At 35.8% G+C, this 13800-nt stretch carries 12 protein-coding genes and 1 tRNA gene; 4 read left to right on the forward strand and 9 right to left on the reverse strand.

The window, feature by feature from the left end:
• The first annotated feature begins 109 nt into the window (after window positions 1-109).
• Genes TDE_RS00105 through TDE_RS00115 form a run of 3 tightly spaced genes read left to right on the forward strand, consistent with a single transcriptional unit; the run spans window position 110 to window position 3105 of the window.
• Entirely contained in the window at window positions 110-1465 is a 1356-nt protein-coding gene (locus TDE_RS00105) for a glycine--tRNA ligase (RefSeq protein WP_002684564.1), read from the forward strand.
• 12 nt (window positions 1466-1477) lie between these two features.
• Window positions 1478-2479: a 1,2-diacylglycerol choline phosphotransferase gene (gene cpt, locus TDE_RS00110; protein ID WP_002680881.1), complete on the forward strand. Its 1002-nt coding sequence runs from the start codon at window positions 1478-1480 to the stop codon at window positions 2477-2479.
• Between the two features lie 56 nt (window positions 2480-2535).
• On the forward strand, window positions 2536-3105 hold the full coding sequence (locus tag TDE_RS00115; protein ID WP_002666906.1) for a hypothetical protein: 570 nt from the start codon (window positions 2536-2538) through the stop codon (window positions 3103-3105).
• A gap of 31 nt (window positions 3106-3136) precedes the next feature.
• On the opposite strand, the gene TDE_RS00120 is transcribed toward TDE_RS00115, so the two are convergent.
• Genes TDE_RS00120 through TDE_RS00130 form a run of 3 tightly spaced genes read right to left on the reverse strand, consistent with a single transcriptional unit; the run spans window position 3137 to window position 6173 of the window.
• Window positions 3137-4033 carry a GNAT family N-acetyltransferase gene (locus TDE_RS00120; RefSeq protein WP_002680882.1) on the reverse strand — a complete coding sequence of 299 codons (897 nt, stop codon included), beginning with the start codon at window positions 4031-4033 and terminating at the stop codon, window positions 3137-3139.
• Window positions 4033-5706, reverse strand: coding sequence for a glycoside hydrolase family 3 protein (locus TDE_RS00125; RefSeq protein WP_002680883.1), 1674 nt, complete (start codon window positions 5704-5706; stop codon window positions 4033-4035). The genes TDE_RS00120 and TDE_RS00125 overlap by 1 nt, the downstream gene beginning before the upstream one ends.
• 8 nt (window positions 5707-5714) lie before the next feature.
• Window positions 5715-6173: a hypothetical protein gene (locus TDE_RS00130; RefSeq protein ID WP_002680884.1), complete on the reverse strand. Its 459-nt coding sequence runs from the start codon at window positions 6171-6173 to the stop codon at window positions 5715-5717.
• An 82-nt stretch (window positions 6174-6255) separates the two neighbouring features.
• On the opposite strand from TDE_RS00130, the gene TDE_RS00135 reads away from it, so the two are divergent.
• Window positions 6256-6327 (forward strand) — tRNA-Cys (locus tag TDE_RS00135).
• 112 nt (window positions 6328-6439) lie between these two features.
• Here TDE_RS00135 and TDE_RS00140 read toward each other — a convergent pair.
• The 6 genes from TDE_RS00140 to TDE_RS00165 all read right to left on the reverse strand — a co-directional run bounded on the left by TDE_RS00140 (window position 6440) and on the right by TDE_RS00165 (window position 13709).
• On the reverse strand, window positions 6440-7630 hold the full coding sequence (locus TDE_RS00140) for a TraB/GumN family protein (protein WP_002680885.1): 1191 nt from the start codon (window positions 7628-7630) through the stop codon (window positions 6440-6442).
• Window positions 7617-8600: a DHH family phosphoesterase gene (locus TDE_RS00145; RefSeq protein ID WP_002680886.1), complete on the reverse strand. Its 984-nt coding sequence runs from the start codon at window positions 8598-8600 to the stop codon at window positions 7617-7619. The genes TDE_RS00140 and TDE_RS00145 overlap by 14 nt, the downstream gene beginning before the upstream one ends.
• Window positions 8601-8669: 69 nt before the next feature.
• A complete protein-coding gene (locus tag TDE_RS00150) occupies window positions 8670-10544 on the reverse strand; it encodes an ABC transporter ATP-binding protein (protein ID WP_002680887.1) in 1875 nt (624 codons plus the stop codon).
• A 13-nt stretch (window positions 10545-10557) separates the two neighbouring features.
• Entirely contained in the window at window positions 10558-12336 is a 1779-nt protein-coding gene (locus TDE_RS00155) for an ABC transporter ATP-binding protein (protein WP_002680888.1), read from the reverse strand.
• Window positions 12337-12541: 205 nt separating this feature from the next.
• Complete coding sequence (locus TDE_RS00160) at window positions 12542-13321, reverse strand: prolipoprotein diacylglyceryl transferase (RefSeq protein WP_002680889.1); 780 nt, start codon at window positions 13319-13321, stop codon at window positions 12542-12544.
• 127 nt (window positions 13322-13448) lie between these two features.
• On the reverse strand, window positions 13449-13709 hold the full coding sequence (locus TDE_RS00165) for a hypothetical protein (RefSeq protein ID WP_002666892.1): 261 nt from the start codon (window positions 13707-13709) through the stop codon (window positions 13449-13451).
• Window positions 13710-13800: the final 91 nt, after the last annotated feature.

The raw sequence follows: 13800 nt of genomic DNA on the forward strand, positions 1-13800 counted from the left end.
AATACCTCTTACAATTTATACGTAATACAGACTGTTTTAATCGGTACTTGTACAAAGATAAAAAAAAGACTATAATTCACACTTATAATTGCAATAAGGGAGATAAATTATGGAAGATCATAAAATTTCAATGGAAAAAATTGTAAGTCTTTGTAAAAGAAGAGGTTTTGTTTTTCAGTCATCCGAAATTTACGGAGGCCAGAACGGGGCATGGGATTACGGCCCCTTAGGGATAGAGTTAAAAAATAATGTTTCCCGCGCTTGGTGGAAGGAAATGACCCAGCTTCATGATAATATAGTAGGACTTGACGCCGCAATTTTGATGCATCCCCGCACATGGGAGGCTTCAGGTCATGTTGAAAATTTTACCGATCCTCTTGTAGACTGCAAAAAATGTAAATCCCGCTTTAGAGCAGACCATTTACCTCCTGAAAACCTTGAAAAAAGAGTTTGCCCCGATTGCGGAGGCGAGCTTACCGATACTCGTAAATTCAACCTTATGTTTAAAACTCACATCGGTCCCACAGACGATAATTCAAGCGTTATCTATCTCCGCCCCGAAACTGCCCAAGGTATTTATGTAAACTATAAAAATATTATTCAATCAAACAGGATGAAGATTCCCTTCGGTATTGCTCAAATCGGAAAGGCTTTTAGAAACGAAATTGTTACAAAAAACTTTATTTTTAGAACCTGCGAATTTGAACAGATGGAGATGCAGTTTTTTGTAAAACCCGGAACTGATGACGAGTGGTTCGACTATTGGAAAAAACAGCGCTGGGCATTCTATGAAAAGTATGGGGTAAGAACAAATAAGCTCCAATGGCATCAGCACGGTAAGGATGAACTTGCTCATTATGCAAAAGATGCTTATGATATCGAATACGAATTCCCGATGGGCTTTAAGGAGCTTGAAGGTGTACATAACCGTACTAACTATGACCTTACACGTCATACCGAGTATTCAGGCAAAGACATGCAATACATCGATCAAGATAACGGAAACGAAAAATATATTCCGTACATAATTGAAACTTCAGCAGGCTTAACGCGAAATGTTCTTATGTTTATTTGTGATGCCTATGATGAAGAAAAGGTTGCCGATAAGGGAAATGATGATGATTGGAGAACCGTATTACGCTTCCATCCTAATATTGCTCCTATAACCGTTGCTGTTCTTCCCTTGATGAAAAAAGACGGACTTGCAGAATTGGCCGAAGAAATTAGAAATGAGCTTAAAGAGGAATTTAAAACCGATTATGACCAGTCAGGAGCTATCGGAAAAAGATACCGCCGCCAAGATGAGGTCGGAACTCCTTTTTGCGTAACAGTAGATTATGATTCAAAAGAGGATAATACGGTTACATTGCGATTTAGGGATTCTATGGAGCAAGTTAGAATTCCCAGAACGGAATTAATTTCACGAATAAAAACCGAAATTAAAAACTATAAAAGGGCACATTAAAAAGAACTGCAAATGGAAAATTACTCCTACAGTGCAGAGGATAGATCATTGCTGAGCCCTCTGGTTTACAGATATTTTGTGTTTCCTCTTATAAAAATTTTACCCGAATCAATTCCGGCAAACATAATAACTATCTTTTCCAATAGCTTTGTTGTGCTTTCATTCGTTGTCGCTTATCTAAATTATCTTCATGATACTTATAGATTTTTGTGGTTGATTCCTATTTTTTGCTGGATTTATATTGTAGGAGACTGTTCGGATGGAGTACAGGCAAGACGTACAAAAACCGGTTCCCCGCTCGGCGAATACTTTGATCATTTTTTAGACAGTTTTGTTACGGGGCTTCTTACCGGCATTTTAATGCTTTGTTTTCGGGTTACAAACCCTATTTTACTTTTTTGCGTATATCAGTTTTTATATTTGGGACAAATAGGAACATTTTGGGGACGTTTTAAAGACGGGGTTATGCATTTTTCAAGCATTAGTACGAGTGAAGGAACGATGGTCATTGCAATTATGGCTGCCCTTGCGTCTTTTTCTTTTATGAGAGAGAGCAGTTTAAAAAATATTTTTTTTACGTTTAGTATTCCATACATAATTATGTTTATGGGTTTTGGAGCAGCTTGGCTTACAGGTCTTATAGCTATTTTTAAGACAAAAAAAATAAGCATCCGCTTAGTTTTACATCTTTTCTTTTCTGCCCTCATAGGCGCCGTTTTAGTTTGGAAAGTACAGGCACCGATATTTGTGCAAACAGTAATTATTACATTTTATAATGTTCTGTTTATCCAATCGGTTTTATCGGCTACGGCAGAAAAAGTAAAAGAATCATTCCCCGACTTTTTGGTTCCTATCAGCTGTATTCTATATTTTGTAGCATTTGAATATTTTATGATTATTCAAGTTATACAAATTGTTTATCTTTTAGTTAGAATAATCATAAGGTTTCTTATTTTCTTTAAGAAATATACGGATTGTTGGTATTGGAAAAATCCTATTCCTTCAAAAAAGTAATTAAAAAATGCTTTTAAGGTATTGACAAAATCTTGATAAAATAGCAAGGTATAGCCATGGTTGATCCGATATTTAGTGATGAATTTTTGATGTCTCCCGAAATAAAAGATATAGCAGTTCTTGAAATTCCTAAATTTATAGATGCTGCCGATAATGAAATTGCTGCGTCGGCTTTAAAAATATCAAAGGCCTTCGGCCGAGGCGCTTCTTTTGAAATTTATACGGATAAAACCAATGTAGATGCCGAAAAAAACTTGATAGAAAGTTTTAGGAAAAACATTCAGCTTCTTGTACAAAAAACTTGGGTTGAAAAAGATGATGAAGAATGTAAAGAAGATACCTTGTACAGGATAAATTGTTTATGTGAAAAACTGATAAGCTCGGAGCATTCTGCCGCATACAAGGAATCGTTTGAAGATTGCTTTGCAATTTTGCACGATGTTGTTACCCTTCTTTTTGGAGATTTGGTAAAAACCGATTCTTTTGTGGAGTATGCCTTCCGCATTGATCCCGACTTCGGATTTTTTTGGTATTATGTTACTCGTCTTTCAAAGGTTGAAATTATATCCGAAGAAAAGGCCAGATATGCTTCCTTGCTTGCAATGTTCTTTTTAGCAAATTTTTAAAATAAGCTCTTTTAAAAATTAGATGACAAATCTAAAAATATGAAATTCTAAAATCACAGGATTCGGTAAATCCTATTTTTTTATACATTTGCCTTGCTGCCGGATTTTTAATTTTTACAAAAAGAGCACACTTTTTGTTATATTGGAAACAGTCATTTGTCAGCATCATCATGTTTGCAGCTCCCACACCCTTATTTCTATATTCAGGAATTGTAAATACTCCGCCTATTTGATTCCATCTAAAACCGGATGCGTTTATTCCGGCCTTTGCAATATACTTACCGTCTTTTTTTACTGCATATAGGGCATGGTTGTTTATTCTTTTTTTTAATAGCTTTAGACATGATTCGTGAGAGGCTTTTACTCCGGGCGCCAATACTTCCGATTCATTGTATTCTATTTCCATAGGACAGAGAAGTTCCGCATCTTCAATCTGCGGTTTTATAAATTCCAATTTGGTATTCAGATTATCGGAAGCCCTTGTACAAAAAAAGTTCGGTGTTAAAGGTTTTGTTTTGAGCGTAAGCAGTTTGTAGTTTTCAAAACGAGCCGGCACAAGCGACAAGCTTTCATTTATTAATTGTTCCAAATAAATGGATGTGTTTTTTTCTCCCATTACGGAAAGAGGATTTGTGTGCTTTAAAAAATTATTTTTTATATATTTTGCAATATCGTCAGTAATTTCTTTGGTAAAACAATGCAGTAAAACACCGTGGGCTGCTAAAAACAAAATACCTATAAATTCTTTATCGCATGAAAAAAAAATGTCAGCCTTTATAAAGGTAAAAAGCTCTTGGCCCATATCAAAAAATCTTTTTTGTTTTTTTAGACACTCGGCAAGGTTTATGCATAGGTACTCGTAAGGAAGAATATTATCAATGAAGAGATCTATATTTTTATTTGTAAGGTGAATAACTGAGCATTTCATTACTCTATTCCTGAAATAGGAAGTTTTCCGTTAGGGATGAAGTCTCCGCAAAGAGCTCCGAATGCAGCAGTAAAGGATGCCGGCGAATAACTGTAAATGGCTATTGCCGTTTGGACTTTAGGGACCTTTACCAAAAATGCAGGAGATAAAACCGAGATAACTATGTATTTTTTCTTAGGATAGGAGTACATTATTTTTTGCAAAACGCCTAAAGAATATTTATCGGAAAGACAAAAGATAATTGTATCAAAGTTCCGTACGTGGTAATAGGCCGAGTCTACTTCAATTATTTTTGCCTTGGGGAAACGCTTTAAGCCGTATTTAAAAAAATCTTTATAGGCAGATACAAGAAGGATATCCTCATTTTCTTCAGGCTTAAAAGGGATATCGACAGCACGCACTATTGTAGTGGCGCGGCCGGCCAAACTCAAAAAGAACTTTTGGCCTTCCTTATCGGGAATTCTTTCATCCAGTTTTTCCATATCGGGCAGAATGGGAACATAGTTATCGCTTTTAAAATACTTCAATTTTTCAAGTAAAATTCTAAAGGCCGCATCCTTTACCCTTTCTTTAAATTGAGGTTCCTCCTTCATTGCCCTGATATTATCCTTCCAAAAAGCTTGATAGTGCCGAGGCGTTGTGGAAGATTCGATTATATCGTTTCCGGCTTCTAAGGCCATTTTAACAGCCTTTGCAATACCCCCTGCAAAATTCATAGCCCCATGCATCATCATGTCATCGGTAATTATAAGTCCTTTAAACCCCAGTTCTCCGCGCAGTATATCCGTTAAAAGATATTTGGAAAATGTTGCAGGCTCTCCATTAGGTAAGATTGATGAAAAGTTTAAGTGTCCTGTCATAATTGCAGGTACGCCGGCATCTATCAGATATTTAAAGGGAATCAATTCCCTGTTGCGGAAGGTTTCTTCGGATATGTCGATTTTAGGCAGACGGCCGTGACTGTCAATGCTGGTATCTCCATGACCCGGAAAATGTTTTGCCGTTGTAAGAACGCCTGCATCCCTGCTTCCCCGTACAAAGGCGGCTCCCAATATTCCTACAGCATGAGGGGAGTCCCCAAAGGAGCGTGGGCCTATTATTGACGAGTCATGGTCCGTTAAAAGGTCTACAGTGGGAGCAAAGTTTAAGTTTATACCTAGCGCCCTTATTTCTCTTGAAATATAATAGCCGGAATAGTAAGAATCTTGAGGTATGCCCGATGCTCCTATTGCAAGATTTCCGGGAGTTTCAGAGGTCAGACCCTTTACATGCCGAACCCAGCCTCCTTCTTGATCGGTTGCAACAAAAAGCGGAATACCGAATCTTCCTTCGAGGGATTTTTTTTGTAAAATGGAAATGGATTTTGCAAGTTTGCGGGAATCGCCGGTATTCCAGCCGAAAACTTTTATACTGCCCAATCCGGAGTCTTGAATCCATGACAAAAGTAAGTCCCCGGGATCTTGGCCTGCCCAGCCGAACATAAAGGTTTGAGCCAAAAGTTCCTCATCGGTCATGTTCTCAATTATTTCGGCGGCCAGTTCTTCGTTCGGTACATTATCGTAAAAGTTGGGTAATCGTTTTACGGAAGAAACGGAGTTCAAATCGACCGCCAATAAAAAAATACATAAAAAAAATAGTATGCTCTTTTTTGCAAGTGAGAATTCGATTTTCATAAGTTTATTTATTCCAGCCAGTAAACCTTATCGGGTGCTCTTTCTGTAAGGAAAAAATTTTCATATCGGTTTGATGATTCTACACGAATATCATCAGGAAAATATGTTGAATGTAAAAACCAGACAACATCCAACAGGTCCCCAAAAGAATCGGAGCATGAATACCTGTAATAAAGCTCTATATCATCGTCTTCCAATATTTTTCTTCTTTCAGGATCTGTTTTTGTATCGGGGTCTATAGCTTCCCTGATATTGCTTCTTAAACCGCCGTACCACGCATGGGTTACCGATAAAAGATTGAGATGTTTTTCTTTATCCATTTTATAAAGCTCATAAACACCTGACATAGCAGGTACAGCGCGATTAATCTGATACTTATCAGCCTTCTTAAGAGGCGACCATGTAAGAATATAGTGAGGCTGATTTTTAAATATCTTCTTTATTATAACAGGTTTCATGTCAAACATGAGTACATTATACTATTTTTTTATTAAAATTGCTATAAGCCCTTGTCAAAGTTTGTATTTTTTGGTATACTGGGCAAAGTTCGGCGCCGTACCCAAGTGGTAAGGGACAGGTCTGCAAAACCTTCATTCATCAGTTCGATTCTGATCGGCGCCTTTTTCCATTTTTTAGTTTTTTTTTCATAATGGGAACCTCCTCAAAGAGGTTCCCCTCCTTTTTTATAGCTCTTACATTTATATCTCTTACAGAAGTTTTTTGTCGGGCTTTTTTATTTAATCAGATTAGCAATAAGAGCCGGAACCGTCATAAATGTTCCTATCGAGCTTCCGAGAGAAGATAGAATAAAAACAAGAAGAACCTTTGTTATTCTGTTCTTATACCAGCCTGAAAAGCTTCCAGCATCATGTGTAAGGTTTTCCATGTCTTTTACTTGCGGCTTTTTTGCCCAAGCCTGTACAAGGCCTGAAATCATTCCTATACCCAAAAACGGGTTTATCGTTGTAAATGGAGCTCCTAAAAATGAAGCTAGGATGGCCAGAGGATGCCCCATGGCGATAATGGCTCCTATCGCTGCGAGTCCTCCGTTCCAAAGAACAAAGGATAAGAGCATTTGGCCGGTTTTTATACCGCCTCCCTTAAAAAAGCCGAGAATGATTAAGCCTATTATAACTATGGGAAATATCCAAGCGGCAATTTTGCTTACTGTGCTTTTCGGCGGAATTACTTCAATGTCGGATACATCCGTTGTTTTTGTACCTGCTTCCAGTTCTTTTATAAAGCGTTCCGTTCCGGGAAGATGGCCTGCACCCAAGACAGCCACAATTTTTTTGCCGCTGCTTTCCCAAATTTTTGATGCAAGGTAGCGGTCTCTCTCATCTATTAAAACGCCTTTTATGTTCGGCAGATACTCGGCCATTTCCTGCATCATGTTATCCATTGCGCTTTGATTTTTTAATTTTTCGATTTCGGCTTCTTCAAGTTTTTCGTTTGAAAAGGCTGCACTTAAAAGGGTTGCCAATAGTTTTGATCTTCCCCAGCCGCGGTTTTTTGCCCAAGCTCTTTTTAATGTTGTGTGAATCGGGCGGTCAACCATTTCGGTTTTAATATTCAGTTCTTGAGAAACTTCAATTGCGGCCTTCATTTCATCGCCGGGTTTTACGCCGAGGTCGCTTCCAAGTTTTTTTTGAAAAGAGGCTAGAACCAGATTTGCAAGGAGTAAAAATCCTTTTCCTTCCCGTAAAACTTGGGAGATATTGATTTGCTGCCAAGTGTCTTTTGAGGTTAAGGACTTATACCTTACTTCATCCAATTCTACACATACACAATCGGGATTTTCTTCCCTAATTGTAGATTCAACATCCTTAATACTTTCTTTAGAAACGTGAGCCGTTCCTAAAAGAATAATTTCGCGGTCTTTTAAAAGAATACGCTTTAAAGTTTTTTCGTTATTTTCGTCCACAGTTGTTTCCTTGTTCAGAATTAGCTAACTTAATGATAGAGTTTAAAAATACGGTTTTACCGCAATATCTTTCTGCATCTATTACTCCGCCGGCCATGTGTGCATGACCGCCTCCCGAGCCCATGTCTTTTACTGCTTCTTGAATTAACCAGCCTGCATCAAGGTTTTTATCGCGGCTGCGTGCGGAGAGTTTATATTCAGGGCCGTCTGTTTCCAGTACAATAACAAAAGAAATATCTTTTATCCAAATTAAAAAGTCGGCTACAACCGATAAAATAGCTCTTGAGTAGTCTTCACTTAATTCTACAATTAAGAAATTATCTATGCGTAAATAGTCGGTAAAAGCTCTTCCTATTTCTTCGAGGTCGCAGATGTTTATGGTAGTTTTAATCATTTGATATGTCTTCTGCACATCCGATTTAAAGTAAAGTTCATAATAAGCATCCAGATCAAGTTTACTTACACCTCTGGATAAAAAAGCCGTATCCAGCTGTATACCCGCAATCATTGCTGTTGCAGTTATTTCGTCATATTCTTTTCCGGATTCTTTCCAATAAGACCAAATAATGGAAGAACAGGCTCCGATTCCTACTCTTATATCCGTATAAGCTGCCGTAGACTGAATTCTTTCAGGATGATGGTCTATTACGGCTTTTAAGATACCGCCTACATATTTTACGGTTCCCTTAAAAGGGGAGCCGTCTACAATTACAACTTGGTATTTTTTTAGATCATCGATTTCATCAAGTTTTAAAAGCGGGTAGTTTAAATATTCTACAAATTCTATTAAAGATAGACTTTGAATATGACCGCCGTAAGCAATCTCTACTTTGTAGCCGTAAGTTTCTAAAAGTTTTAAAAGAGCATAAGCGGCACCCAGGGCATCATGATCGGGAAAATCATGAGTTTGTACAAGTACCGGTTGGTCTTTACTTAAAACCGAGCAAAGTGTAGATAATTTTTCTTCCATAATTAATCCTAAAGTAAACTAAGGAATAATATAACATAAAAAAAAGTGTTTTTCAATCGGCCGGAGTTTTTATATTAAAAGCTTTTCAATTTCCTCTTCCTTATAGTACTGAGCTTGGGCATTCCATAGCTCGTGGTATTTTCCACTTTTCTCTTGAAGAAGAGCATCGTGAGAACCGTGCTGTACTAACTTGCCTTCATCAAAGACTGCAATTTCATTACAAAATTTACATGAAGAAAGACGGTGCGAAATATAAACGGCTGTTTTATTCCCTATAATTGTATCAAACTTTGAATAAATTTCAAATTCGGAAATCGGATCGAGAGCTGCGGTCGGTTCATCTAGTATTATAAAGGGAGAGTCCTTGTAAATAGCCCTTGCCATCGCAATCTTTTGAGCTTCACCGCCCGATATTTCGATTCCGCCCTTTTCAAAATCATTGTAGAGGTATGTTTCGATGCCTTGAGGCATTTTTTTAAGCGAATCGGAAAAACCTGAAAGGTTTAAGGCTTCTTCTACTTTTGTTTTATCGTAATCTGCCGAAGAGGCTACATTTTGGGCAATGTTTAAAGCAAAAAGATTAAAATCTTGGAAGACAACCGAAAAAATATCCAGATACTCATCGTAATCGAATTTTTTAATATCAATACCGTTAAGTAAAATTTCGCCCTCACTCGGATCATAGAGGCGGGTTAATAATTTTACCAGAGTTGTTTTACCGCTTCCGTTCATGCCGACTATTGCAAGTTTTTTTCCTATCCTGAATTTTAGGTTGACATTTTTTAATGCATATTTTTCGCTTTGAGGATATTTAAAACTTACATTTTTAAATTCAAAATCATATTCGTTGTCATCTCTTTTTTCGATAGGAAGACTTCCCTTGTATTTTGTTTCTTTTAAGTTGATATAGCCTAAACAAAGATCGAAGAAATCACAGTTTGCTGCAATTTGATTATAAGCTCTTGTAAGACCTGCAACCGCAAAAACAAATTGAGTAACGGCTCCCGAATATTGAATTATGTCTCCTATCTGAATTGCTCCGTAATAGGCCTTTATTCCCACAAAGATATAGATTAAACCTAAACTGAACATGTTAAAAAAGATTTGAGCAAGCTGTGGAAAAAGGCTGAATCTTAAAAATGCGTTTACTATTTTTATTTGAAAATCGCTTGAGCCTGTAAAATATTCATTATATAATTTTTTGTTGTACAGCCGGATATCTTTTCCTATTTTGTATTCCGGAGCAAGACTTACGGCATAGCTGTAAGGTCTCATTTCTTCAAAGAGATTGTTTTTCATAAATGCATCTCTTTTTTCCAAAGCCCTTTTATTTATTCTTATACTTAAAACGGATATCAAAATAATAAAGAAAGTGAAAATACTGTTTTGAATCCATAAAGGTATTCCTAAAATCGGAGCATAAGATGTATACATTGGAATTGAAAGAATTAAGCCGATGATAAACAACACAATATTTTGGCTAAGATTATGAATATTCATAAGCTGTGAAAATAAGCCGAAGCCTCCGTTATAATCCATATTATACATTTTTTCCATTTCGATTTGGAGTTCGGCATCTTCGATAAATTCATAATCCATTGTGGTATTCTTTTTTGCTATTTCCATATTTCGAAGCTGCGTTAAATTTTCCATTCTAAAATAGGAATTGTGCCCTATAAATTTTTCGCATAAGAATAATAATAAATTTATTGCAATGCTTATTCCTGCAAGCAAAAATAAGTGCTCTTTAGGTAAACCCTGTGAGAGAGCGTTTATAATCTTTTTAAGCATGTAGATATTCACAAAGGGACGCAAGCCTGTTACGATACCTATCAATGCATAATTAAAGCAAAGCCCCTTATCCAAAGTATTTAAAAACTTAATCGACTTAAAAAATGTAGAAATAATTTCTTTTGTTGTGTGCCTTTTTTTTTCCAATAACATTGTTTCCTCCCTATTATTTTTCCGTATAATATGTTGACTGTATATTAAACATTTCGGCATACTTGCAGCCCTTAGCCATAAGGCTTTCATGGGTTCCCTCTTCAATAATCTTTCCGTCTTCTATTAAAATAATCCTATCACAAAATCTTGTGGAAGCCAGTCTGTGCGAAATAAAGATTGAAGTTTTGTTTTGAGTCATTTTATTGTAATGCTCGTATATTTCACTTTCGGCTATCGGGTCTAGGGCTGCAGTAGGCTCATCCAAAATAAGGATGGGAGCATCCCTATATAAAACTCGGGCAAGCATTAACCGCTGGTTTTGTCCCCCCGATAAATCGACGGCTTCTTTTCTTGTGCTTTTTACCAAATAAGTATTTTCTTTTTGAGGAAGTTCTAAAATAGTTTTTTCAAAACCGGAGTCTTTTACGGCTTTTTGAAACTTCATTTCATCATGTGAATCGGAAGAAGCACATATAATATTTTTAATTGTTTCAGGAGGTATAAATGTTTCTTGAAAAACCGCTCCAAAAATCGGAAGAAGTTCATCTTGGGAATAGTTCTTTGTATTTTTTCCTCCTATAAAAACATCTCCTTGAGTCGGGAAAAATAAATTCATAATCAAATTGATGAGGGTTGTTTTTCCGGCTCCGTTTACTCCGACTATGGCAATTTTTTCGTTTTGTTTAATATTCAAGTTAATATCTTTTAAAATAAGCTTATCCGATTCAGGATATTTATAAGAAACATTTTTTAATTCTATATTAAAAGAAACCGGCAGCGGGGCGCCCTTGCTTTTACGGTTATCATTACATGTGTCAAAAAAATTGCGAAGATAATCCAGTTTTAAACTGCCTGTACGCAATTCGGTTATTTGAGTGGAAAGGGAAATAAGCCAATCCGAAAAACTTGTAATAATAGGGAACAAGAAGACAAATTGAGCTATTCCGATTTTTCCTGTAAATATTTGAGTAATAAGATAAAAGTATGCAAGGCCGTCTCTAATAAATACAAAAAGGCCTGCGATTAAGTCCCCTAAAAAACGCTTGCCGCTTAATTTCCGCTCCCATCTTCTTCTTTCGTTGTTGTAGGTTTGGTAGCTTTTAAAAAACCAATCGGACATTTTATATAGTCTTATATCTTTTGCATATTTATAATTGATACTCTTATAAGCAATGTAGTGCAGCTTACGGTTTACTCCCTTATTTTGTTCGGTTATCTTTTCATCATAATTTGTTAGAAAAATTCCATAGAAATAATTTGTCAAAAATGAAATAAAGATGATTAAAATTAAAATAGGTTGTATATTGATGATTAATGGAGCAAATGCAATTATACCTAAAAGACTTGTTAAAAAATTTGCGGTTATATTTGCAGACTGTCCTGTAATAGCTATATCTCCGGCAATTGCTTCTATTGAAAGGTCGAAGCTTTGAGCAAAGGAAACTGCTGCCATTTTTTCATAGTCAACCTTTATTGCGTGTTTACGGAGTTCTTTTGAGAACCTTCCTCTTTGGTCTTGCCCCTTCATTTCGAGCAGCCATTTTACGGTTTGTTCTAAAAGCACTGTAACGGCAAGAGCCATTGCTATTAAAAGAATTTTTAGCAGATAGGATTGAAGCTCCGTTTTATTTTGTAAACCCTCGATTACAGCCCTCGGTAAAAAAGCTTGCAGGTAAGGCATAAGTATTGCAATCGGTACACAAGCAAATATAAGTAAAAATAATAGCTTGTCGGTTTCGGCTATGTTTTTTAATAGATAGCCCCAATTCCGTAAAATACCTCGTTTTTTCATTTTAATTTCCTCCGAATATTTTATATATCTAAAAATCCTTATGAGCTTTTAAAAGATATTATTTATCTTAAAAGCTTTTCAATTTCCTCTTCCTTATAATATTGAGCTTGGGCATTCCAGAGCTCGTTGTATTTACCCTCTTTGTTTTAATGAGCCTTATTATACAATAAAATTAATATTTTGGGAGAGAATGGCATAGATGGTATCAAATTTGACGCAAACGGTTTTTTGAAAATATGCAGTGTTTTGAAAAATATATAATTGTGTAAATTAAAATTATAAGACTTATCCATTGCGAAGTGGAAAAAAACAGAACTTTTCCTCGTGCGGAGTCATATCTAAGAAATTCCAAGATAAAGCGGATTATGCTATAACAAAATAAATATATAAGGACTGTGAGCCTACTTTTATTTTTTAATGTTAAGTATAGTAAAAAAAACGATAATAAAATCAGAAAAAAAGCTTCACATAGCTGGATCGGAAAGAGATTTATGCCTTGGGGAGCAAATGAGTTTTTTGGAAAAACTACATTAAAGTATCCGCAGTAAGGAATTCCATAACAACAGCCGGCTAAAAAACAACCTACTCTTCCAAAAGCATGTATAAGCGGAAGCATAAATATTGATTTTTTTAAATACACCTCTACTTTTATTTTATGTATTTTTTTTATAAAAGGAATTATTAATAGACCTCCAATGACTCCTCCATAGAAAACAAAGCCTGATTCTATTAAGCTATGAAAATAGTTTAAGTCGAATATTTTTGACCACTCAATTGAATCTTTGGCTATTAAAAGATATAAAAGCTTTGCGCCTATGATTCCGCTTAAAAAAAGGTAGGCTTCAATTATTATAAAATCGTTGATATCCAATTTTTCTTTTTTAATAACTATTCCGCCTATTATATTTGCAACGATAATACCAAGAGCAATCATTAACCCATAGGAAGGAATTTCAAATTTAAAAAAAGATATGTAAGGCTGCATATTAATTGAATGATGGTGTTTTATAAATGAAAATAGATAATCGAATTAAATATTCGACTATCTATTCTTAATTGTAAAGATTATCTTGCCACGAATTATAGTTTTGGTCTAATTTTGTTAGATATCTTTACATAGTTGATAAAGCAGCTGCAGTTCCTGCAAGGCACGCAAAGCATGCAATCCATAATATAACTCCCAGCAGCAGAGCTATAATGGACAAAACAAGACCCGCGGTCGAAATCCCCTTAGATTCAGGATTTTTTCTGCCAAGTGCACCGAAAATTATACCTAGAATTGCAAGAATTGAGCCAAACCAACCAAGAGAGCCTCCGGAAACTACTCCGATTACAAGGGCAATAATACCCAATACCAAAGATGCGACAGCCATTAAGAACCTCCTTAAATTATTTCTCAGTATAGTCTAAAAAATAAAATTTATCAAGTACAAATTACTTTCTATTAAAAAATATAAAAGAAAA

Origin of the sequence: Treponema denticola ATCC 35405 (genome assembly GCF_000008185.1) — a bacterium.
GTDB classification, from domain to species: domain Bacteria; phylum Spirochaetota; class Spirochaetia; order Treponematales; family Treponemataceae; genus Treponema_B; species Treponema_B denticola.